At 65.9% G+C, this 21,770-nt stretch carries 15 protein-coding genes and 6 pseudogenes; 9 read left to right on the top strand and 12 right to left on the bottom strand.

Features of this window, described 5'->3' with window-relative positions; translation table 11 throughout:
* The 3 genes and pseudogenes from ABZ453_RS43620 to ABZ453_RS43630 all read left to right on the top strand — a co-directional run.
* Positions 1 to 263: pseudogene (locus tag ABZ453_RS43620) on the top strand (TetR/AcrR family transcriptional regulator); the annotation flags it as partial.
* Positions 264 to 493: 230 nt separating this feature from the next.
* Entirely contained in the window at positions 494 to 1,603 is a 1,110-nt protein-coding gene (locus ABZ453_RS43625) for a (4Fe-4S)-binding protein (RefSeq protein ID WP_359024428.1), read from the top strand.
* Positions 1,604 to 2,030: 427 nt separating this feature from the next.
* A complete protein-coding gene (locus tag ABZ453_RS43630; protein WP_359024430.1) occupies positions 2,031 to 2,600 on the top strand; it encodes a TetR/AcrR family transcriptional regulator in 570 nt (189 codons plus the stop codon).
* A 24-nt stretch (positions 2,601 to 2,624) separates the two neighbouring features.
* Here the strand turns inward: ABZ453_RS43630 and ABZ453_RS43635 are convergent, their stop codons facing one another.
* Positions 2,625 to 2,867 (bottom strand): hypothetical protein, encoded by a 243-nt coding sequence (locus ABZ453_RS43635; RefSeq protein WP_359024432.1) that lies wholly within the window; start codon positions 2,865 to 2,867, stop codon positions 2,625 to 2,627.
* Between the two features lie 18 nt (positions 2,868 to 2,885).
* Positions 2,886 to 3,149, bottom strand: coding sequence for a TetR/AcrR family transcriptional regulator (locus ABZ453_RS43640; RefSeq protein WP_359024434.1), 264 nt, complete (start codon positions 3,147 to 3,149; stop codon positions 2,886 to 2,888).
* A gap of 93 nt (positions 3,150 to 3,242) precedes the next feature.
* Here ABZ453_RS43640 and ABZ453_RS43645 point away from each other — a divergent pair.
* Positions 3,243 to 3,999: pseudogene (locus tag ABZ453_RS43645) on the top strand (oxidoreductase); the annotation flags it as partial.
* A gap of 143 nt (positions 4,000 to 4,142) precedes the next feature.
* Positions 4,143 to 4,514 (top strand): annotated as a pseudogene (locus ABZ453_RS43650) (transposase family protein); the annotation flags it as partial.
* Positions 4,515 to 5,620: 1,106 nt separating this feature from the next.
* Here ABZ453_RS43650 and ABZ453_RS43655 read toward each other — a convergent pair.
* The 7 genes from ABZ453_RS43655 to ABZ453_RS43685 all read right to left on the bottom strand — a co-directional run bounded on the left by ABZ453_RS43655 (position 5,621) and on the right by ABZ453_RS43685 (position 14,696).
* A complete protein-coding gene (locus ABZ453_RS43655) occupies positions 5,621 to 6,523 on the bottom strand; it encodes an ROK family protein (RefSeq protein ID WP_359024436.1) in 903 nt (300 codons plus the stop codon).
* A gap of 49 nt (positions 6,524 to 6,572) precedes the next feature.
* Entirely contained in the window at positions 6,573 to 7,604 is a 1,032-nt protein-coding gene (locus ABZ453_RS43660; protein WP_359024438.1) for a PTS transporter subunit EIIC, read from the bottom strand.
* A 139-nt stretch (positions 7,605 to 7,743) separates the two neighbouring features.
* The gene (gene nagA / locus ABZ453_RS43665; RefSeq protein ID WP_359024440.1) at positions 7,744 to 8,955 is read right to left on the bottom strand and encodes an N-acetylglucosamine-6-phosphate deacetylase; all 1,212 of its coding nucleotides are present in this window, start codon (positions 8,953 to 8,955) and stop codon (positions 7,744 to 7,746) included.
* The gene (locus ABZ453_RS43670) at positions 8,952 to 10,844 is read right to left on the bottom strand and encodes an ABC transporter permease subunit (RefSeq protein ID WP_359024442.1); all 1,893 of its coding nucleotides are present in this window, start codon (positions 10,842 to 10,844) and stop codon (positions 8,952 to 8,954) included. Before ABZ453_RS43670 ends, nagA begins: the two co-directional genes overlap by 4 nt.
* A gap of 143 nt (positions 10,845 to 10,987) precedes the next feature.
* The gene (locus ABZ453_RS43675) at positions 10,988 to 12,214 is read right to left on the bottom strand and encodes an extracellular solute-binding protein (RefSeq protein WP_359024444.1); all 1,227 of its coding nucleotides are present in this window, start codon (positions 12,212 to 12,214) and stop codon (positions 10,988 to 10,990) included.
* Between the two features lie 551 nt (positions 12,215 to 12,765).
* Complete coding sequence (locus ABZ453_RS43680) at positions 12,766 to 13,593, bottom strand: GntR family transcriptional regulator (protein ID WP_359024445.1); 828 nt, start codon at positions 13,591 to 13,593, stop codon at positions 12,766 to 12,768.
* Between the two features lie 14 nt (positions 13,594 to 13,607).
* Positions 13,608 to 14,696 carry a Gfo/Idh/MocA family oxidoreductase gene (locus ABZ453_RS43685; RefSeq protein ID WP_359024447.1) on the bottom strand — a complete coding sequence of 363 codons (1,089 nt, stop codon included), beginning with the start codon at positions 14,694 to 14,696 and terminating at the stop codon, positions 13,608 to 13,610.
* A 236-nt stretch (positions 14,697 to 14,932) separates the two neighbouring features.
* On the opposite strand from ABZ453_RS43685, the pseudogene ABZ453_RS43690 reads away from it, so the two are divergent.
* A pseudogene (locus ABZ453_RS43690) lies at positions 14,933 to 15,136 on the top strand (hypothetical protein); the annotation flags it as partial.
* Positions 15,137 to 15,554: 418 nt separating this feature from the next.
* Positions 15,555 to 15,688 (top strand): annotated as a pseudogene (locus tag ABZ453_RS43695) (electron transfer flavoprotein subunit alpha/FixB family protein); the annotation flags it as partial.
* A 271-nt stretch (positions 15,689 to 15,959) separates the two neighbouring features.
* On the opposite strand, the pseudogene ABZ453_RS43700 reads toward ABZ453_RS43695, so the two are convergent.
* Both ABZ453_RS43700 and ABZ453_RS43705 read right to left on the bottom strand, forming a co-directional pair.
* Positions 15,960 to 16,120 (bottom strand): annotated as a pseudogene (locus tag ABZ453_RS43700) (IS110 family transposase); the annotation flags it as partial.
* A 99-nt stretch (positions 16,121 to 16,219) separates the two neighbouring features.
* A complete protein-coding gene (locus tag ABZ453_RS43705; protein ID WP_359024449.1) occupies positions 16,220 to 18,556 on the bottom strand; it encodes an MMPL family transporter in 2,337 nt (778 codons plus the stop codon).
* A gap of 146 nt (positions 18,557 to 18,702) precedes the next feature.
* Here ABZ453_RS43705 and ABZ453_RS43710 point away from each other — a divergent pair, with 146 nt between their 5' ends.
* On the top strand, positions 18,703 to 19,341 hold the full coding sequence (locus tag ABZ453_RS43710; protein ID WP_359024451.1) for a TetR/AcrR family transcriptional regulator: 639 nt from the start codon (positions 18,703 to 18,705) through the stop codon (positions 19,339 to 19,341).
* A 456-nt stretch (positions 19,342 to 19,797) separates the two neighbouring features.
* Here ABZ453_RS43710 and ABZ453_RS43715 read toward each other — a convergent pair whose 3' ends face one another.
* Complete coding sequence (locus ABZ453_RS43715; protein ID WP_359024453.1) at positions 19,798 to 21,135, bottom strand: site-specific integrase; 1,338 nt, start codon at positions 21,133 to 21,135, stop codon at positions 19,798 to 19,800.
* A gap of 225 nt (positions 21,136 to 21,360) precedes the next feature.
* Between ABZ453_RS43715 and ABZ453_RS43720 the strand changes: the two genes are divergently transcribed.
* Positions 21,361 to 21,588 (top strand): helix-turn-helix transcriptional regulator, encoded by a 228-nt coding sequence (locus tag ABZ453_RS43720; protein WP_359024455.1) that lies wholly within the window; start codon positions 21,361 to 21,363, stop codon positions 21,586 to 21,588.
* Positions 21,589 to 21,770 lie beyond the last annotated feature (182 nt).

Below are 21,770 nucleotides of genomic sequence, written 5' to 3' on the forward strand. Positions count from 1 at the left end.
GCCGGTACCTGGCGGCCCAGATCGAGCTCAAAGACCAGAGTCATCCGGCGAGCCGGGTGGCCCGCCGGGTCAAGGGGCGACTGACCGCCTTCTTCTGCGCCGAGGCCGAGCGGGGCGGGGTGAGCGACCCGGACCTGCTGGCCCGGCAGCTGATTCTGGTCTTCGACGGCGCCAGCGCCCGCGCGGGAATCAAGGCCGAGACGACAGCTGGGCTTGTCGTCCCCACGGTGGCCACGCTGCTGGACGCGGCGGACGTGCGCTGACGTATTGCGCTCGGGACGCCTTCGGCGGCCGGGATGTCTGGCGATGATGCTTTCGACCTGCGGGAACACCGACGAGTGCGCGCTCCTGCGGAGCATGCCTGACCGACTTCTGTCGAGAGCGGCGGTCGTCCGCGGACTTGCGCGTGAAAACCGAACGGTTTACCGTGGTGAAACTGATCGGTTTCTCGGCCGTGGTGCCGAGCCTCGCACCCGCATCCTCAGGAGCACGGATGACTGCCGCGCGCGACGCCGAGGACCGGCCCACTCGTCCCCCGCTTCCAACGAGACTGGCGGCCCACCCGTCAGTACAGGCCGTGCTCGCTCGGCGCGGGACGGATGCCGCGGTGAGCCCGCCGGCGGTGATCGACGCGCAATGGCTGCGCGAGCTGTGCCTGGCGGCCGGGGCGGACGACGTCGCCGCGGTCAGCCTGGACCATCCCGACCTGGCCGGCGAGCGTGCGTACGCGCAGTCCGCGCTGCCCGGCACCCGCACCCTGATCGCGATGGCGGTCCGGATGAACCGCGACAACTGCCGCTCCCCCGCCCGCAGCGTGGCCAACCAGGAGTTCCACCAGACCGACGAACAGGCCAACCACGCCGCCCGCAGCGTCACCCGGGCGCTCCAGGACGCCGGGTACCGGGCACTCAACCCGTCCGTCGGCTTCCCCCAGGAGATGGACCGCTTCCCCCGTGAGCGGATCTGGGTGGTGGCGCACAAGACGGTCGCGGTGGCCGCCGGGCTCGGCGTGATGGGTCTGCACCGCAACGTCATCCACCCGAAGTTCGGCAGCTTCATCCTGCTGGTCACGGTCCTGGTGGACGCGGAGGTCAGCGCGTACGGACAGCCGCTGGACTACAACCCGTGCATCGTCGCGGCCTGCCCGGTCGGCGCCATCGCCAAGGACGGCGCCTTCGACGCCCTGGCCTGCACCACGCACAACTACCGGGAGTTCATGAGCGGGTTCACCGACTGGGCGCAGACCGTGGCCGACAGCGAGGACGCCGCCGACTACCGCTCCCGGGTCAGCGACTCCGAGAACGCCTCGATGTGGCAGAGCCTGTCCTCGCCGCCCGGCTACAAGTCGGGCTACTGCGTTGCCGTCTGCCCCGCCGGCGAGGATGTCCTGGGCCCGTACTTGGACGACCGCAGGACCTTCATGGACACCGTGCTGCGACCGCTCCAGGACAAGAAGGAGGCCCTGTACGTCCTACCGGGCTCCCACGCGCAGGAGTACGCCCGGCGGCGATTCCCGCACAAGCCCGTCAAGGAAGTCACCGGTGGTTGGCATCCCCCGTCGAAGCGCTCCACGTCCGGCGACCGGGAGACACGTACGTCATGAGCGGCGCACAACCCCTTCCCTTCCGCGTCGTGCGCGCCAGGCCTCCGTAAATCGCCATCGGCGTAATCGCCTCCGTACTCGTGCGTCGTGCGCTCGTGCCGGGCGTCGCGACGCTGCGGAGATCCATCAGAAGGGCCCTGGCGTGGACGCCCTCTTCGGCTTCGGTGTACTCGTTTGGTACGACCGTGAGCGACTGCACCGGCGGAAACGACGTCAACAATCCAGCCGTTTCGGCGTAGCGGTAGGTCACCCAGGACGGGCCATTGCTCGGAGTGGCCCTGGTGTGTGTCCGCCCTGTTGGGACGACAGGCGCGCACACCGCAATGGCTCGGCGACGGCCCTTCCCCCGGGCCGTAGCCGAGCCTATGTCTCACACCGCGGAAACCGATCGGTTTTCCTTTTCTTCGCTTCGGGTTAACCTCGCGGTATGACCACCGAAGTGAAACTCAGCCCCAGGGAGCGACTGCTGGAGGCGGCGGCCGCCCTCACCTATCGAGCCGGTGTCAACATCGGCGTCGAGGCGCTGTGCAAGGCGGCGGGAGTGTCGAAGCGCTCCATGTACCAGCTGTTCGAGAGCAAGGACGAACTCCTGGCGGCAAGCCTGAAGGGGCGCGCCGCCGCCTACGCGGCGACTCTCCTGCCCGCGCCGGATGACGGCCGCTCACCCCGCGAGCGGATCCTGCATGTCTTCGCGCAGGTGGAATCGCAAGCAGGGGTGCCCGAGTTCCACGGCTGCCGGTACCTGGCGGCGCAGGTCGAACTCAAGGATCAGAGTCACCCCGCGAGCCGGGTCGCCCGCCAGGTCAAGGAGAATCTGACCGCCTTCTTCCGCACCGAGGCCGAGAAGGGCAAGGCGGTCGACCCCGATCTGCTGGCCCGGCAGCTGAGCATCGTCTTCGACGGCGCCAGTGCCCGCGCAGGAATCGGCGCCGACAGCCTGACCGGGATCATCACGCCCACCGTCGCCACCCTGCTCGACGCGGCGGGCGTGCGCTGACGTATCGCCCGCCCGAACGCTCCCTCACCTCCCGGCGTCCCGGGAAAGCCGGATGGCCGTAAGCGTGTTGCCGAGCATGCCGCACGCGAAGAAGCTCGCGGTCGCGACGGCATCGGCACCCAGCGACAGGTGCACGATGTCCCAGACCCTCATCCAGCCGGCCCGGACGACCTCGCCGATCCGGCCATCGCCCTGCGCCTCGGAAGCCGCCACGGTGACGTATCCCTGCATCTGCATCAGGAGCGTTTCTGGGCGCGTGGAGATCATCTGCTCGTAAGCGGTCCGTCATGGCCTGGAAGGCCCGCTCGTCCCCCTCGATCCTGCCGGCGGCCCTCTCGAAAGCCAGGCGGTGTCGTCCATGCTCCGCACCAGCGCGGCGACGAAGATCGCCCTCTTGTCCGGGAAGAGCCGGAAGACATACGGCTGTGTGACGCCGACCCGGTTGGCGATCGCCGCGGTGGAGGTGCCGTGGTAGCCGGTGCGCGCGAATTCGGCGATCGCCGCGCGGATGACGGCCTCACGCCCCTCCTGTGCGCTGATCCTGCCCATGAGGCCATTCCTCCTGTGGGAACTCGCGGATGGAAACCGATCGGTTTGCCGTAGCGGAAACTAATCGGTTTCGATCGGGTTCGGGAGTCCATGATGACGACAGAGCGGCCGGTGGCACTCGCGATGGGTGCGTCATCGGACATCGGGCAGGAAGCCGCGCTCGCGCTGGGCGCAGCCGGATTCCGGGTGGTTCGGCACAAGCCGTGACACCTCACGCGTCACCCCGCTCGGCGGCGTGACGTTCCTCGACCTCGACGTCGCCAGTGACACGACAGCCGCCACGGCGGTCCAGAAAGTGATCGAGCGGTTCGGGCGGATCGACGTCCTGGTCAACAACGCCGGTGTCGGTTCGATGGGCGCCGCCGAGGAAACCTCCCTCGCGCAGGCCCGGTCCGTCTTCGACACCAACGTCTTCGGACTCATGCGCATGGTGAACGAGGTCCTGCCGCACATGCGCGATCAGCGACGCGGGCGCGTCATCAACATCTCGTCCGTGCTCGGGTTCCTGCCTCAGCCCTACATGGCCGTCTACGCTGCCTCCAGGCACGCGATCGAGGGCTACACCGAGTCCCTGGACCACGAGGTCCGTGACCACGGCGTCCGGGCACTCATCGTCGAACCCGCCTACACCAGGACCGGGTTCGAGACGAACAGCGCGAAGCCCGACACGCCCCTGCACGCGTACGCGAAGCAGCGGCAGACCGTCGACCGCGTCATGGCGCAGGCCGTCAGGGACGGCGACGCCCCCGCCGTCGTCGCCCGGGCGATCCTCACGGCCGTGACCGACCCTAAGCCGAAGCCGCGCTACACCGCCGGCCCCCTGGCCGGACGCGCACGCGTACTGCGCCGCCTCGGCGGAGGCGTTTGTGCAGCCCTGGTTCCAGCGGCTGATCAGGTAGGGCCGCCAGGCGTCCAGTCGGGTCGTGCGGATGGCTTGATCGGCGAGGGCCTCGGGGTTCTCGCAGCGTGCGTAGCGGCGGGCGGTGTGCCGGGAAGGTCATCGCGGTCCCGGACGGAACCCTGCTGTGGTTCTCACGCGCGACACTGGGACGGACTCACGACCTCACCGCGGCCCGCGCCCACGGCATCGTCCAAGCCTGCCTGACCCGGCAGACCCTCGTGCTCGCCGACCGGGCCTACCAGGGTGCCGGCGCCACCGTCCGCACCCCCTACTACCACCACGAACAGCCCGAGCACTACCAGCAGTTCAACCGTGACCACGCCCGGCTGCGGGCTCCCGGCGAGCGCGCCTTCGCACAGCTGAAGTCCTGGCGACTGTTACGGCGAGCCCGATGTTCAACCCGGCGTATCGGCACCGTCGTCCAAGCCATCCACACACTCCTGACCTGCGACTATTCAGGATGAAAGAGGCCCACTGGCCCCGGCTTCGATCAGGTCAGCGGCAGCGAGCCGGACTTGCTCACGCCGAGCCCGTTCCTCGGCCGTCAATCCATCGCCATCGGGATACCTCATTCCCCCGGCAAAGCGCGGCCCACGACAACCGTCACGACCCGACGTAACCCGCACCGTTAAAGATCTCTAGAGCATTCCGATTGATGGTCAGGATGGCGTTGAGACCTGGCCTCTGGATACTCCCACAGGGGATTTCCGTTCGATGACACGACCGTATCAAGCGCCTGCAATTCGCCGCCATAGATCTTCGCAAGGTCATAAAAAGGTCGCACGCCTTCAAGGAGGCGGCAACGTCCGTCGAACCGACTGAACGAACCCCCCACTGAAACTCCTCGGGATGACGCAATCTCGTTCCAGTACCCCCTGAAAAATGAGATGGAACTTACATTCCGTGCCGGGTATTTTCCTCAGATCTTGCCCCGAGACCAGCTCAGCGCGCCTACGCTTTCAGCAGGCAAATTCTTTGAGTTCTGACGTTGCGTGTAGGCGTTGACTGGTGGCTACCTGGCCTGCCACGGTGGGCGTTCGTCATGTCAGTTTGGGGGTGCGCTGAGAGCAGTTGATGGACTTGATGCTGCGGAGCTCTCAGGTGGCGAAAACAGGTGAGCATGGCCACGCACGGGGCGGGGTCGTGCGGTGCCAACTCCGATGCCCTACGACTGGACTCGATGGCGCTGTTGAGTCCGGCCACGTCAGACATGGAGTGAGAGTTAGGCAGATGGGCGTACGCGTCGAGCGTGAGCGCATCGGCGCTTCGCGGATCGCGGGCCATCCAGTGCCGGGCGAGGCCTGGGCGTCCGGCACTGCACTGATGACCCGTAGGCGGTGTATCCGGCGGTTCCAGTGCCGGCCGGCGCTGGTCAGAAGACGTTCTATCGGATAAGTAAGAGCTCCTTTGTTGCTTACCTGGCCGAGAATGTCACTCTGCTTCTCGATCTGCGCCGCGAGGTGTCTCAGGGTGCGAGTGAGATCTTGGTCGTCCAGCTCTGGCCGCAGGCGCTTTGGGGCGTTGCCTCGGGTGAACCGCATGGCGTACAGCTGTTTCCCCGGGAAAGGTTCTATCTGCTTTCGGCTCCAAACGAGGCGATCAGAGCCGCGCCGAGCAGGCCTGCGTGCCCACCCAAGGATGAAATTTCTATGACGGGTGACTGACGCCAGGTCAGTCCATGGGCGACTTGTTCCCGGACTGGCTCCAGTAGATTCGCACCTGCTCCAGTGACCCCGCCCGCCAGCACGACTTTTTGATGGTCCAGCAGAGCTGTCGACATGGTGATGGCATGAGCCAGCGCGTCTGTTCCAGCTCTCCATACCTTGGCTGCCAGGGGATCGGACGGAAGACGCGAGGCTATGTCGGCGGCATGTCTCGCATTCCCTCCTTCTCTGTTGTAACGGCGGGTCATGCCGCCGGCTGACGCGTACACTTCGACGCATCCCCGCTGCCCGCATGGGCAGGACTCTCCATCGGGACGGACAACCACGTGTCCGAACTCGCCCGCATATCCCTGAGCGCCGCGAACGATCTGGCCATTGCTGACGATCCCGGCACCGATTCCGGTACCGATGACCACGACAATGAAGTCAGTGCAGTCTTCGTGTCTGCTGAACTCGCGCTCGGCGATGCAGGCGGCTCTGACATCGTGCTCAAGTTCGACAGGGACGCCGAGCCTGTCGACCAGTTGCTGTACGAGTGGGACGTCGCGGAGACCAAGGTTGGGTGACAGGACGACGTGCCCCCTCGATATGTCCAGCAGCCCGGCGGCACATAGGCCGATCCGTTTTGTTGACGGACGGCACAGGCTCTCGGCAACGCCCAGAACGGCCTCGATGACACCGTTCTGGCCCTTGGTGACGGGGGTAGGCAGCGAAACAGTCTCTTCAGCTACTCCATCGGCGTCGAAACGTGCCGCTTTGATGGCTGTGCCACCGAGGTCAATTGCGACGACATCGCAAGGTCGCTTCATGGGGTTCTCCGTCTGTCAGCAGCTGAACATCATCTACGCGGCGTCTGGATCAGAGAGCGCATTCGGGAAATTGGGAGGCGGATTTTTCGGCTCGTTCTCGACCGGGGGTACGTAGGTTCCACTTGCGAGTGGCGTAATGGAACAGTACGTGATAGACGATGGCGTAGGCGGCTCCGATCGGCAGGAGGAGCCATGGTTCAGTAGCCCTGCCCCAGTTGGGTACGTAGTCAATCAGGTCGACAGAGAACGAGAATCCTGTAACGAGACTAGTCAGGGCCGCCGACATCATGATGCTCCCGTTATAATTCCGGTTCTCCGGCCTGGCTTCGTGCCAAATGGCGGCGGCAGCCGCCGGCAGAGCGAACATCATGATGGGGAAGAACCCTGTCATGAAAGTTCCAGCGCTTGGGTCGTCGGCGAAGATCCTGTTGAGAGCGCCTTGCGTGCCGTTGTCATCGCCGAAGACGGACCAGGCCATCGAGTCGAGTATGTGGTGCAGTCCGAGTGGGATGAGCAGCCTGTTCATCACACCGAAGATGCCGCCGCCTATGACGGTGTTGGACGTGATCAGGTCCCCGAGACCGATGAGGCCGCGGTTGAAAACCGGGTAGGCCAGGCTCAGGGTGACACCGATGACGACCGCGACGAACGCCCTGAGGATCGGGACGAGGCGTCGCCTGCTGAAGAACCCGAGATAGGTGGGGAGCTGTGTTCGGTGGAAGTGCTGCCAGAGGACAGCGGCCATCAGGCCGATGATGATCCCTCCGAGGACTCCGTAGTCGATTGTGTCGGTTGCTTCTGAGGCACCGGTTCGGCCGTCGACGACGACGGGCGACATGGCGGTGAGGACACCGTCGAGAACGAGGTAACTGACAAGGGTGGCCAGCGCAGTGGATCCGTCGGACTTCTTGGCGAAGCCAATGGCGATTCTGACGGCGAAGATGAGCGGCAGATTGCTGAACAAGGCGCCGCCGACTGCGGAGATGACGGATACCACGTCGTGCAGGCCATCGAAACGACCGAGTCTTTGCAGTGCGGCCATGCCTGGGCGAGCGGTGGTGGTGAGGGTGGCGGTACTCATTGCTGCCTTTTGCGGTGAAAGTGAGTGAAAGCCGTGCCGGAACGGTTGGCGGCGGACGTGGGCGCGCGGGATTGGCAGGCTTTCGCTGGGATGCGCGGGGTTGGACGAGAGGGTCGCCTGGCCTACGGTCGTCGTTCGGTCAGGCGGTGGGCGCCTGGCGACCGTGGTGTTCGACGAGTCGGCCTGCGAGTACGGTGGCGTGGCATCGGCCGGTGTCGTCGAGAATGGCCAGATCGGCGACATGACCGGGGACGAGAGAACCCACCTCGTGTGCGATGCCGAGGATGCGTGCGGGAAGGGTGGCCGCTGCATGCGCGGCACGGGAGGGATCAATCCCGAGGGACATGCATCGGCTGACCGCGGCGTCCATGGTCAGTGAGCTGCCGGCAAGAGTGTCGCTGTCGGGCACGGTGATGAGACCGCCGGGTCGTGTCAGTGTGGGCATGGCACCGATACGGGAGTGATGGCCCGGCTCGGTGCCGGCGGCGGGCGCGGCGTCGGTGACGAGCGCGATCCGGCCGGGGGCTGCAGCGAAGGTGAGGGCGACGACGTTGTCGTGAACGTGGACGCCGTCGGCGATCAGTTCAGCCGTCGCGCGGGGGTCGGCGAAGGCGGCGCCGATGATGCCGGGCCGGCGGTGGTGGAGATTGGGCATGGCATTGTGCAGATGCGTGACGACGCGGGCGCCGAGGTCGAAGGCCCGGGTGACGGTCTCCAGGTCGGCCGTGCTGTGTCCGACGGCGGCCACGGCGCCGTGAGCTGTCACGGTCTCGATGAGGTCGAGGCCGCCGCTGAGTTCTGGTGCGAGCGTGATCATCCGGATGACGCCGGGACCGACTGTTTGGTACAGCTCGAGGAAGTAGGCGGGATCCGGAGGGCGTAGTTCCGGGATGTTGTGGCAACCGGGGCGTTCAGGACTGAGAAAGGGACCTTCGAGGTGTGCGCCCTCGAGGTGGCCGTGAAGACCGGGTCCTTCGGCCTGTACCTGTGCGATTGCTTTGAGGGCGGCGGCGGTGGAGTCGGGGCTGTCGGTGACAAGGCTCGCCAGTGTGCGGGTGGTGCCGTGCTGGTGGTGGAAGGCGGCTGCGGCACGAATCTCGTCCGGGTCCGCGCTGTTGAACGATGCGCCCGCGCCGCCGTGGACGTGCAGGTCGATGAATCCCGGGAAGACCCAGTGGCCGCCCAAGTCGATGACTTCGGCGTATTGATCGAAGGGCGGTCGTCCACTGCCGAGTGCTTTGATGCGGCTGCCGTAGACGGTGAGCCATCCCGGTTCGAGTACTTGATCGGGGGTGACAACACGCGCGTTAGTGAGGTGCAGGAGAGTCGGGGTTGGGTTGAGGGCGGTCACTTCACGGCTCCTGCGGTCAGTCCGCTCACGAGGTGGCGTTCGATCACGGCGAACAGCGCGACGACGGGAATGATGGCAACTAGGGATGCGACGAATATGTACTGGTAGTGGACCTGGTACTGCCCGATGAAGTCGTTGATGCCGACAGTGAGCGGCTTGGTGTCGGTGGTGCTGGTAATGGTCAGGGCGACCACGAACTCATTCCAGACGGCGATGAACGTGAAGATGGTCGCGGTCACCAGTCCCGGTCGTGCCAGCGGCAGGACGACCCGCCAGAGCACCTGCAGGTCGGGCAGCCCGTCCATGCGGGCCGCTTCGTCGATTTCCTGGGGAATGCTGGAGAAGAAGGTGTTGAGGATCCACACCGCGAAGGCCAGGTTGAACCCTGCGTCGGTGAGGATCAGTGCGGTGAGCGTGTTCGACATCCCGAGCTGCTGCCATTCCCGGTAGATACCGATGACCAGCGAAATCGGCGCGAACATCTGCGTGATGAGCACCAGCTTCAGGAACGCGCCGCGGCCTTTGAAGCGGTTGCGTGAGGTGTAGTAGGCGGCGGGGATGGCGACGGCCAGGACGAGCAGCGTGCTGCCGACGGACACGATCAGGCTGTTCCGGAAGTAGGTGAGCAGGTCTCCCTGCCGGAAGGCGGCCGGCCAGTTGTCCCACAGCCAGTGCGAAGGCAGATATCGGGCGGGTGAGGAGAAGAGGTCTTGGTCGCTCTTCAGGGAGGACAGGAACATGACGAGGTAGGGCATCAGGAAGATCAACCCCACCAGCACGCCGACGACCGGCAGGAGGAAGCGGCGGGCAGCGGGCCACCATGCGGGGATGGTGACGTCCCACACTGGCCGGTGGGCGCGCTGTCGCGTCCGGGAGGGACGCGCTACCACCGGAGCCACTCGCTTGATGGCCCGGCGCAGCCGGCCCTTCCCTGCGGTCGGTGCCTCCGTCTCGGACTCCGTGAGACGCAGGCTCAGCAACGCGAGCCCGAGAGTAAAGGCGAGATTGAAGACTGCCAGCGCAGACGACTCGCCTATGTCCAGGTTGGTCTTGAAGGCCAGCTTGTACATGAAGGTGATCAGGGTGTCCGCGCCGTAGCCCGGCTGATTGCCCGTGAGGACCCAGATGATCGGAAACGAGCTGAAGACGTAGATGGTGTTGAGGACGATGGCGATGGACAGCGCCGGGCGCAGCATGGGGAGCGTGATCCGCAGGTACGTCTGGACCGGGCCGGCCCCGTCGAGGGAGGCCGCTTCGTAGACCTCATGGCCTATGGACTGGAGCCCAGCCAGCAACACATAAGTGGTGAACGGGACCGAGACCACGACACCGACCAGGGCCAGAGACCAGGGCCGCAGCTGCGGGTCGATGGTCCAGGCGACGGGAGCATCGATGAGATGCAGATCGAGCAGCACCCTGTTGAGGTAGCCGTAGAGCTCGTCATAGACGTACCGCCACACCACAGATGTCATGACCAAAGACGCTGCCCAGGGCAGCAGAAGGATCCATCTGACGAGCCGTCGGCCGGTGAAGTGGCTGGAGAGAAACTTGGCCAGGAACAGGGAGATGATGACGGTCCCGCCGACGACGACCGCCACCCACCGCATGGTGTTCCAGATGACGGAGCCCAGTGCCGGCTCGTCGAAGAGCCGTTGGAAATTGTCGAGGGCTGCAAAACCCTTTGGTAGCCCGAACCCGTTGTAGCGGGTCAGGGACGACTGGATCAGCGCGATGACCGGGTAGAGAACCACGGCTGCCATCAGCACCAGGCTGGGCCCCAGCCACAGCAGGGCGCGGAATCCGCGCAGCCGCTGACGGGCCGGCAGCCTGCGAGGGGAAGCCTTGGTGGTGGGATGCTGCTGGGGGCGCAGGCCAGTTGCCGTATTCATGCCGGCTCACTTTCATGGTTGGGACGCAAAGACCAGCCGCTGGCGTCGAGCACCGACGGCGCTCCCCTTCCCCTGTTTTGCGGGGGAGCGCTGTCGCGGCGCCTACGGATGGGTTCGCAGCGTGGAACGAGCGGTCCAGGGGCCTACCGGTTCGCGGCTTCCTCGGCCCGCTTCTGAATGTCGCCCAGTACCTGGGCGGGGGAGTGTCCAGGCTGCACGGCCAGGCCGATCGTCTGCTTCGTGGCATCGGCGACCTGGGTCCACGACTTGTCACTGGTGGGCGCGAAGCGCGCGTTGGGCAGCAGATCGATGTAGGGACCGAGCACCTTGTCATTGCGCAGCGCCTGTGCGCCGCTGACGGTCGTGGGCAGGAACTTCTCCTGCGTCAAGAAGCCCTGGTAGTTGTCGGCCTTGTAGAAGTAGTCGAGGAAGTCGCGGATGACTTCGACCTTCTTGTCGTTGGGTGACTTGAAAGCCATCAGGACATCCTGGACACCGAGCGTTGCCGACTTCTGGCCGGCAGCCTTCACGGGAGCGGGAGCCACCGCGTAGTCGCTGTCGGCCTTGAGCCCGCCCTTGGCCAGCATGGAGTCGAAAGTGCCGGGGAATCCCATCACCATGCCGACCTTGCCCTGCGCGAACTGCTGCCAGGCGCCATCCGTGCGGTTGGTCGTACCGGGGTTGCTCTGTGTCACCTTGTCGACGGTGGAAAGCTTCCGCAGGAACTCCACTGCCTGGACGTTGGCCGGGCTGTTGACAGCCCACTCGCCGGCGGAGTCCTTCCACCCGCCGCCGCCGTTGAACATCCAGAGCGACAGCTCGCCCTGAGCTTCCTCCGTGCCCAGTGGCAAGGCGTAGCCCGTGTAGCCCGCTTCCTTGATCTTCTCGGCAGCGGCTTCGAACTCCGCCCACGTGGTGGGCGGCTTACTCAGCCCTGCTTCGGCGAAGATCTTCTTGTTGTAGTACATAGCCCTGGCGCTGGCGATGAAGGGCAGGGCGTACTGGGTGCCCTTGTATGTGTCGTCCTTGGTGAAGGCCGGCAGGAAATCCTTGCGTACCGAGCTCGAGACCACCTTGTCGACCGGGTACAGGAGGTCCTCGGCGGCGTAGCCGGCGTACGTGTTGTAGTTGAGGATGTCCGGCTGCTGGTGATTTGCCAGCATCGTGGAGACCTTCTGGTCGTAGTCGTTCCAGCTGACGACGGACAGGTTGACCTTCTCGCCCGGGTGCTCCTTCTCGAACCTGGAGATCAGGTCTTCCCAGTACGCCTGGGACTTGTCGCTGTAGGCGGCGGCCATGAACGTGATCGACGAGGAGTCGCCCTCATCGGCACCCGCTGAACAGCCGGCCAGTACGAGGACAGCGCTCACGGCGGTGGCGGAAATGCATCGGACTCTGAATGACATGGCCGACTCCTGTTGATGATCAGGGACCCTCTGCGGACCAGCTCGGCGAGGGTGGTACGTACCGGTACGGCTGTACGTACCGGTCGGGGGGTGCGTTCAGAGTGAGGCGTGTCCTTGTGTGTGTCAAGTGCCGACGGAGCCGAACATTGGCGGATGCGCGCAAATCCTCTGGGCGCCGTGGAGAGCCGGGTCGGAACATGGCTGGCCGCCCGCGCTGACCTCTGGGGCCCGGCGGGCGGCAGATGGTTCGGAACAGTGCGAGCGGTGCTGGATAACGTTGTCAGGGTGAGGCCAGGAGGCCGCAGTGCGGCTGGGGGCCGGATGAGAACCTGGCGCGGCACGCGTTGATCAACTCGGTGGGCAGAGCCGCCGACGCCAGGTATGTGTGGTGATCCGCATGCGAAGACTGCCGCCGAGCATGGGTGTTGCGGCCTTGCGCCGATATGTCAGCAGTTGGCGGAGTCAGGGTCCGCTCGGCGCTGGAGCCGAAATCTGGGGCCGGATCGTCACCCCTGTCACTTGGCGCCTCCAGTCGCCTGCGCGGTCGGGGTGGAGCCGGCCGCGACCCCGGGGCGGTTGAGCGTGATCGACAGCTCGTAGCGGTCCGGACGGTAGGAGGTGATGCAGTACTCCACCACCTGTTCCTGGTGATGGGCGCGTTGCCGGATGGTGAGCAAAGGAGACCCGGGGGCCACTTCGAGGGCTGTGGCAGCGTCCTGGTCAGCGGATGTCGCATTGATCTGCTGTTCCGACCAGTTGGGTCGCAAACTGTAGTGCTGGGCCAGCAGCCCGTACAGCGACCGGTCCTCCCACTTCTCGATCAGCCCCGGCAGCAGGCGGGCCGGCATATGGGACCGCTCGACACACACTGCCCTGCCGTCGGCGCACCTGATCCGCTCCAGCAGATACATGGGATCGCCCTCGGGAATCTGAAGATGGTGCGCCAGATATGCCGGAGCGGGCATCTCCTCAAGGCGCAAGGTCCGCTGTGTGGGCCGCATCCCGCGCGCGATCATGTCCTCGCTGAAGGAGCTCAGCCGCAGCTGCACGTTGGCCTTGGTCGACGAGACGAACGTTCCACGCCCGGCTACTCGATAGAGAGCGCCGTCAGCCACCAATTGGTCCACCGTCTTGCGCACCGTCATGCGGGAGAGACCGAACCGCTCCTGCAGCTCCCGCTCCGAGGGGATCGGATCGTCCACCTCAAGTTCGGTCGCCAGCATCTCCAGGAGGATGCCCCGAAGCTGGGTGTACTTGGGCAGCGGGCTGTGCGGATTGATACCTGTCACGGAATCTATGCCTCCGGAAGATGATAAGGCGGTCCTGCCGCCGCGAATGGTCACCGCAGACCTCCAGACTACGGTGATACGGACAGGTCGATGACCGTACGTTCACAGCGAACAGTGGCTCCGGTGAGCGCGCTCTCACGTGCAGCTTTGGCAACCTCCAGCACGTGGACGACCTCGTCGAGTGAGACCGGCATAGGCAGGCCGGGCTGTCGTATCGAGCGAGCGACGGCCGGGTAGAAGTCGTCCCATCGGCCAGGCTGCGTCTCCACCCGGGAACTGCGGGTGCCGTCGAACAGGGTGCCCCACCCGTCGGGGTCCTCCCGGGACCAGTCCCCAGCCGGAGGCGTTCCCTCTCGCAGAGCCGCCTCCTGGCAGTCCATCCCTGACTTGACATAGGCGCCCTTGGAACCGCTGACCCGAAACCGCGGCCCGTGATCAGCGGCCATGGCGGATGCCCAGAGGTGAGACCGCACGCCACCCTCGTGTTGCAGCGCCAAGAAGACATCGTCGTCGGCTGTCACCGCGTCCCTGCGCGAGTCGAGTTCGGCATAGACCGTCCGGACCGGCCCGAACAGATGGACGGCCTGGTCGATCAGGTGGCTCCCGAGGTCGTGGAGAGACCCACCGCCTTCTTCGACCGGGCGGGTCTCCCTCCAGGCGCCGGCTCTCGGCTCGGGCCGCCAGCGGTCGAAGCGCGACTCGAAACGGTGAACCCTGCCCAGGGTGTAGTCGGCAACGAGACGGGCCACGGTCAGGAAGTCCCCGTCCCAGCGGCGGTTGTGGAACACGGTGGCCATGCCCCCTGTCCCAGACACGTGGTCCGCGAACCTGCGCGCCTCGGTCGCAGAGAGGGCCAGCGGCTTATCGATGACGACTGGGAGCCCTGCTTCGATGGCTTTGGCGGCGAGCGGAAGGTGCGATTCGTGCGGCGTGGCGATGACCACGAGATCGTAGCTATTGGCATTAGCAAAGATCTCATCTGCCGAGTCGCACAGTTGAGCGAGCGGGTAGGCCTCACTCACGGCGCGTCGGCGAGCCGGATCACGCGTTACGACGCCCGCCAGGGTCAAGTCCTGGCAGGCCTGGATGAGCGGAGCGTGGAATACCGAGCCGGCGGTTCCGAACCCCACCAGCGCCGTACGCAAGGGCTGTCTCATGCTCTCTCTCCTGTGGCTTCGCGTGGTTTGCGCTTCGAGCTTTCCGGTTGCACTTGGCAGGAAGTCGGAGTGCTAGCGAGTGGGTGGTACGTACCGGTACAGCCTACCGTACAGGTATGTACCGAAGTGGTTGCTGTCCAGCAATCACGCGCTCTGGTCGCCCCAGAAGCCGCTATGAGCCCTACTCTCGCGACAGCGATCCCCACCGCGGACTGCAGCCTCAGCCGCTCGCCGACGACGGCCACCGCACCCTGCTGTCCTGGGCCGAGATAGACCCCGACTTCGGCTGCGCCCTCGTCCTTCTCGCGGCCACCCTGGACGACACCTCGCTGGATCGCGCGGGCGCCCAGCTCGTCCTGCCCCGGGACCGCTGCGGCGCCCGCTACGTCAGCGGCATCGAGGCGATCAACGTGGACGGTGGCTACACCGCGTGGACCTGACGGCGACAGGAACAGCATGGTGCAGCAAGATTCGGTGACGTGGAGGCCGTGGTCCTGGAACACACGCCGCACGAGGGGGCCGTACGCCGTCGGTACGGCGCTGGAGGCGGCCGGGCGACGGCTGCCGACACACCGTACCCGGGCGGGCGACCCGGTGCAGCGAATCCTGGACGGGACCGCAGCCCTGGTGGTCATGGGCGGCGCGGCGGTGGCCTACGACGACTTTCCCGGCCGTTGCGACGAATTGGCCCTGCTGCGGGTCGCGCTGGAGGCCGAGGTGCCGGTGCATGAACTGTGCCCGGGCGCGGAGGTGCTCCACCAAGGAGTGGATCGGCTGCCTCCGCCACGCGCACCTTGCCCCCTGCCGCCCTGCGCCCGGTTCCCGGACAGGCCGTCCCGCCTGCCCGCACCGCCAGAGACCGGTACGAAGGTCACCGGCTGCACCCCGCGGGAGTCGACCGGGCGTCGGGGCTGACCGAGGCTGTGATCATCGTCTCTGGCGGCCGCGTCGTCAACGTCGCCGAGGACTTCGCCATCATCGAGGACCTCGCCTGGGGATCCCTATGTCCTTGTCCTTCGTCAAGCTGTTGTGATGATGGCTGGCATGAGGGATGAGGTTGAGGGCCTGGAGCGTGAGGGCCGTCGAGGGTGGACGCCGCTGCACTTCGCGGCCGATGAGCAGGATGTTGCTGCTGTCGGTCTCGGTTGGACGCGGGTGCGCGGGTGGATGCCTCGGACGAGCAGGGCAACACGCCCTGGTGGCAAGCGGTGTTCACGTATCGAGGGGATGGCGCGGTGCTGTCCGCACTGGTGTCTCTGCAGGTCAGGTCACCTTCGCGGGTTGGGGTTTGTGGAAGTTGCCGTCGCGGAGCATTGCGAAGAGAACATCGGCCCGTCGTCGTGCGAGGCAGAGCAGGGCCTGGGCGTGGTGCTTGCTCTGGGCGGTTTTCCTGTCGTAGCCGCTCGGGACGCCGGGTCGCCCAGGAGGCGAACGCATCCGAAAGGGATAGGGCGGTCCGTCTGGGACCGCCCTATCCCTTTCGGTTGACCTGATGGCGGTGTGGAAGGGGACGGCGCCGCCGGTCAGCTGATGGTCTCTGCCTGGTGGGCTGGGGTGGGGTGGGGCACTGGGATTTTCTGTGCGAGCTTGTCGCCTTCGACGTCGAGGTCGGGCAGCAGGCGGTTCAGCCGGGCGGGGATCCACCAGGCTTTCTCCTGGGCGAGTGCCATGGTGGCCGGGATGAAGGTCATGCGGATGACGAAGGCGTCGATGAGGATGCCTACGGCCAGTGCGAAGCCGGCCTGTTTGATCATGGGCTGGGCGTTGAAGACGAAGCCGGCGAAGACGGAGACCATGATGGTGGCCGCCGCCAGGACGACGGAGCTGGCACGGGCGAAGCCGGTGACGGTGGCGTTCAGGGCGGTGGCGCCGTGGACGTGTGCTTCGCGTATGGAGGTCACCAGGAACATCTGGTAGTCCATGGCGAGCCCGTAGAGGACGCCGGTGATGATGATGGGCAGCAGGCTCACGACCGGTGCGGTGGCGTCGAGTCCGATCACGCTCTGCAGCCAGCCCCACTGGAAGACGGCCGTGGTGAGTCCGAAGGTGGCGGCGATGCTCAGCAGGAAGCCGAGGGTGGCTGTCAGCGGGACCAGGAGGGAGCGGAAGACCAGGAGCAGGACGATGAGGGACAGCCCGAGGACGGTGGCCACGTAGAGGGGCAGGACGTCGCCGAGCCGGTCGGAGACGTCGATCGCGAGGGTGGTGAAACCGGCGATGCCGATGTCGGCGCCGTGGGTCGCACGGATCTGCGCGCTCTTGTTCCGTAGGGCGGTGGCGAGATCCTTGGTGGCGTCGTCGTTCGGGCCGCTCCCGGGGATCAGGCTGAGGATGGCGGTGGTTCCGGTCTGGTTCATCCCGGCCAGGGATACCGCCGTGGCTCCCTTGACGCTTCGCAGGTCCGAGGTCACCGCGGCAAGGGTCGCGGGGGTGAGGGGCTGTCCCTTGGTGGTGGAGCCGACGGCGATCAGGAGGGGGCCGTTGTAACCAGGCCCGTACTCGTCGCTGACCAGGTCGTAGCTGCGTCGCTGCCCGGTGTCGGGATTGTAGCTGGCGCCGGAGGGCAGGCCCAGTTTCATGCCGGCGGCAGGCACCGCCAGGATCGCCGGGATCAGGATCGAGGCGGCGAGGGCGGCGTACCGGTGGCGGACCAGCAGTGCTCCCCAGCGGACGGCCCGGGTGCGCTGGGCACCTCCGGTCCGCTCCTGTTCCCTCCGCCGGGTACGAGTGGAGCAGATGCGTTCCTTGACCAGGCCCAGCAGGGCGGGCAACAGGGTCAGCGCGAGCAGGACAGCGATCGCGATCGTGCCGGCTGCGACGATGGCCATGGTGCTGAGCAGCGTGATGCCGATGACCAGGAGCCCGGCCAGAGCGATGATGACGGTGCTTCCGGCGAAGAAGACCGCGCTCCCGGCGGTGCCGAGCGCACGGCCGGTCGCTTCATGGGGGTCCATGCCCTGGTCGAGGATCAGCCGTCGTTCCCGGTTGACGATGAACAGCGCGTAGTCGATGCCGACGGCCAGCCCCAGCATCAGCGCCAGCACCGCGGCCAGTGAGTGGATCTCGAACACGGTGGAGAGGGTGAAGGCGCCGCCGACTCCCACCGTGACACCGGCCAGGGCGATGATCAGTGGCAGACCCGCCGCGATGACCGACCCCAGGGTGATCAGCAGGACAACGGCCGCCACAACGACGCCGACGATCTCCCCGACACCGATGATCTCGGGGATCTCCATCATCGCTGCCGACGGCAGGACTTCCAGGCCGCCGGATGCGGCCTGCTGCTCGGCGGCCCGGATGGTGCTGTCGATCGTCCCGGCAGGAAGTTCGAAGGTCTGCTCGTCGAACTGGAACTGCATCAGCGCCGTTGAGCCGTCGGCGGAGACGACGACGCCCGGCACCGGCTGACCACCCTGCTGCAAGGGGACGGGTGTCTTGCCGGAGGACGGCCGTCCGGCGGCTTGGGCAACCGCTGCCTGCGCCCGCAGCAGTGGGCTGTTCTCGCCCTTGGCGGCCTCCCGGGCCAGCACTTTCCTCGCATCGATGACGTGGTCATGGCGGTACACGGCGTCCACGGCTGCCACCAGCGCGGACCGCGCCTTCTCGTCGTCGATCCGGGCACCCTTCGGAGCCGTGAAGAGCAGCATGCCCTGGCCGCCGGACGCCTCCGGCAGGGAGGTGGCCAAGCCGTCGATGACCTTCTGGGACGGGGTGCCGTCGATGCGGACCTCGTTGCTGAGCTTGACCGGATTGGTCACGAGCAGAAGGACGACCGCCGCCAGCACGGCGAGCCATCCTCCGATGACGTACCAGGGCCTGCCGTAGGCGAACCTGCCCAGCCGGTACAGCAGAACGGACACAGAGTTCTCCCTCTGATCCAGGCAGCCCGACGGTCCGGACCGCACCAAGAAGTGAGAGGGTACTACCGAAGTGATAGTCAACTATCGATGCGGTAGGGTGCTATCGAAGGCAGCGGCCTCATCGGAGATCGGGGAAGTACTCACAGATGGCAACGATGGACAGCCGCGTGCCCCGGCGCCGGGTCGACGCCCGCTCCAGCAGGGAGCGCATCACCGCCGCGGGACGGACGGTGCTGGGCAGAGGCGAAGCCTCCCTGGAACAGATCGCGGCAGAAGCCGGCGTGGGCATCGCCACGCTCTACCGCCACTTCCCCAACCGGGAGGCCATCGTCCGGGCCGTCCTGGAGGACATCCTCGAAACCGACCTCCTCCCCCTCATCGAGCGAGCCGCCGACTCCCCCCACACCCGCAAGGCACTTCAGGACATCGCGACGCATCTGCTCGACCTGATCACCGAGGAGCGGGGACTGGTCACCTTCGCCGGTAACTTCGCCGACGTCGCAGTGGAAGTCCTCCAGCGCTTCAGTGCCTCCCTCCACCCCCTCCTGGTGCGCGCACAGCAGGCCGGTGAGATCCGCCCCGACCTCACCGCCGAGGACATCCCCCACTTCCTCGTCATGGCCGTTGCCGGTCTTGCGCTCCCTGGCGCCACACCCTCACTGCGCGCCCGCTTCATCGCCTTGCTCTTCGACTCGCTCAACCCGGCTGACGCGACGCCCCTGCCACCGCTGCTCGCCGGCGAGAACGACCTGCGCGCCTCGCTCGGCAATGTCGCACGCACGTGATCCAGGCCACCTGACCTGCCAGGTCACCGAAGCCTGCCCCGCATGGGACCCGTGACCGCTGTCCCGCTGAGTAGACGGCGGGGACTCGGGGGGCACGGCGGCTCCGGTCGTGGGGCACCGGCAGAGTAAAACCACCGGTGCGGAGCGCCCGCGCGTGCGGACGTGTTCCTGTACTCGCCGGTTGGATCGGCCGTTGGCCGAATGCCATGCGTTCCCTCAGTTGACGGCGTTGGCCTTCGTCGTCGACGACTGGGTTGATCCGAACGCTTCCATACCCCCGGCGGCGGGGCTCAATGTGTCGACACGAAAGTGATCCGACACGCAGTGCGACTTTCCCTACCAGTCCGGAAGCCCGGGCGAGAGGGACATGTGATGCATGGCACCGAGTGCGTTGCGACGATGGGGGGTCCCGGATGTATGCGAAGTCTCGGCGGACCCCCAGGACGCGTACCAGAGCTAGTCGCCCCCTCTGAACGACCCCCTGTTGGGGGCAGGTACGCGAGCAACAAGGGGCGCAAGATTCTGCGGTGTGCCCGTCGGCATGTGCACGTGTGAGAACGCGGTTCCGAACACCGTGACCGTGATCTCCTCGACGGCGAGGGGTGGGTGGGCGTAGGTGTCCCACGTCTCGGAGAACTTGGCGTGCCGGGAGAGCGCCTGCACGGTCTTCGGGTCGTGCTTGCCGGAACCGCCGAGCGTGGTGGTGTAGAAGTGCTTGAGGTCGTGGAAACGGGTTCTTTCCGGAAGTCCGGCTTGCTTCACTGCCCGTCGCCACTTTTGATGGAAATCGGTGTGCAGCACAGGCCGGCCGAAACGGTTCGTGACGATCAGGCCCTCGTCCGGTGGCTCGACGTAGCCGCGTGCCTGGCGTCGGCGCTCGGCAGCTGGCGAGACGAGTTCCGGCTCGGAGAAGCGTGACGTGTGCTGTGTCAGCCGCTCGATCAGGAAGTGATCCACGGGCAAGGTGGCGTAGCTGGACTTGGTCTTGAGGCGCACGGCTTTGCCGCGCTGCCGTTGCTCTTCGATGTGAAGCAGGCCGTGGTTCCAGGCGACCTGGCTTCGCTTCAGTCCGAAGGCCTCGCCCTGGCGCAGCCCGGCGCAGGCTCCGAGCCAGATCAGGACCTCATAGCGCGGCGCCACCTTTCGCATCGCGGCTGCGACTGCCGCGACCTGCCCAGGAGACAGGGCGACCTTGACGCGTGGCGTCACGTCCGGGAGATCGATCCGCGCCACGATGTTGGGAGGGAGCGGGACGTCCTCGTCCAGCATGTAATGCATGAGGATGCGCCAGGTCTTGAAGATCTGTACGACGGTGCAGGCCGAGTCGAGGCCTTGCTTGTCGAGGAGGTAGTCGACGAAGGCCATGGAATCGGGGCGGCGCAGGCTGCTTGCGATGCGGTGGCCGGCGAACGGCAGGATGTGACTGCGGAGATGGCTTTCGTAGGTGTCACAGGTATTGGCGTTCTTCTTCCGCTTGCGCCTCCTTTCCATCATCTCGGTTGCGAACTTTTCAACCTCCAGTCTGCCCGGATTACTGTCGCGCGATGTCTGCGCTTCGACCTCAGTGAGTACCTTGTCCAGGAAGTCGCGGGCTTCCTGCCAGGTGGAAAAGGCTGGCCGCTTCTCTTTTCCTGAGCAGTCGGTGTACCGGGCCTGCCAGCGATGGCCTCGGCCGTGGTCCGCAGATGGATACAGAGGCTGCTGTGGCGTACCGCAGCGGCACGGTGTGTCGCCGAGTTGTGGTTTCGGGTATCTCTTGTGCCAGCGGTCGAACGGCTCGATTGGCTTGCTCATGCGCCCTGCCCACGAAACTTATCTCCACGCTGGCTCTGTCACCGGCCCTTTCGGACTGGGTCGGCGACGTACGCGACGGCGTTGTTCCTGTCCTCCAGGGCGATACTGTCCACTACAACCAGTAGTTATGCACAGCTGTTCATGGTGCACGCAAAGGTGTGACGGTCGAGTCGCGGTGTGCCAGCACGTGAACCGTCACCCGACCCGCGACTCCTGTCCCTGGGTATGCAAATCCGTCGACTCAGGGAGGAGCGGGGATACAGCTTGGAAGAACTTGCAGAACGCAGCGGGCTGAGCTTTCGCGGCCTCATTTATATCGAGCACGGGCAGCGCAGCCCCAGCGTTCTTACTCTCTTGGATATCGCTTCAGGGCTCGAAGTCGAACCGGGGGAGCTCGTCAATCACATCGCCCAGGAAGAATCCGGTAAATCTGCCCCTGATGGTTTGATGTGACAATCCGAGAATCCTGATTTCATTAGGCGGTGCTGGGTCGCGGCCTGTCCTCGCTGTCTCGCGGTTCTTCCAGAAGCTTGCAGATGTGGTGTACAGGAACCCGTCGAGGTGCCCAGGCCTCTAACTGCCACTGCCACTGCCACTGCCACTGCCACTGCCACTGCCGCGCCGACCGGCCTGTT

Source organism: Streptomyces sp. NPDC005799 (assembly GCF_040630525.1).
Classification (GTDB): Bacteria; Actinomycetota; Actinomycetes; order Streptomycetales; family Streptomycetaceae; genus Streptomyces; species Streptomyces griseorubiginosus_B.

Bases quoted from the DNA above. Each gene is read 5' to 3' on its own strand.
- ABZ453_RS43630 (WP_359024430.1), top strand. From the start codon at position 2,031: ATGACCACCGAAGTGAAACTCAGCCCCAGGGAGCGACTGCTGGAGGCG.
- ABZ453_RS43625 (WP_359024428.1), top strand. From the start codon at position 494: ATGACTGCCGCGCGCGACGCCGAGGACCGGCCCACTCGTCCCCCGCTT.
- ABZ453_RS43655 (WP_359024436.1), bottom strand. From the start codon at position 6,523: ATGAAGCGACCTTGCGATGTCGTCGCAATTGACCTCGGTGGCACAGCC.
- ABZ453_RS43710 (WP_359024451.1), top strand. From the start codon at position 18,703: ATGGCAACGATGGACAGCCGCGTGCCCCGGCGCCGGGTCGACGCCCGC.
- ABZ453_RS43635 (WP_359024432.1), bottom strand. From the start codon at position 2,867: ATGATCTCCACGCGCCCAGAAACGCTCCTGATGCAGATGCAGGGATAC.
- ABZ453_RS43685 (WP_359024447.1), bottom strand. From the start codon at position 14,696: ATGAGACAGCCCTTGCGTACGGCGCTGGTGGGGTTCGGAACCGCCGGC.
- ABZ453_RS43720 (WP_359024455.1), top strand. From the start codon at position 21,361: ATGCAAATCCGTCGACTCAGGGAGGAGCGGGGATACAGCTTGGAAGAA.
- ABZ453_RS43715 (WP_359024453.1), bottom strand. From the start codon at position 21,135: ATGAGCAAGCCAATCGAGCCGTTCGACCGCTGGCACAAGAGATACCCG.
- ABZ453_RS43670 (WP_359024442.1), bottom strand. From the start codon at position 10,844: ATGAATACGGCAACTGGCCTGCGCCCCCAGCAGCATCCCACCACCAAG.
- ABZ453_RS43640 (WP_359024434.1), bottom strand. From the start codon at position 3,149: ATGGGCAGGATCAGCGCACAGGAGGGGCGTGAGGCCGTCATCCGCGCG.
- ABZ453_RS43660 (WP_359024438.1), bottom strand. From the start codon at position 7,604: ATGAGTACCGCCACCCTCACCACCACCGCTCGCCCAGGCATGGCCGCA.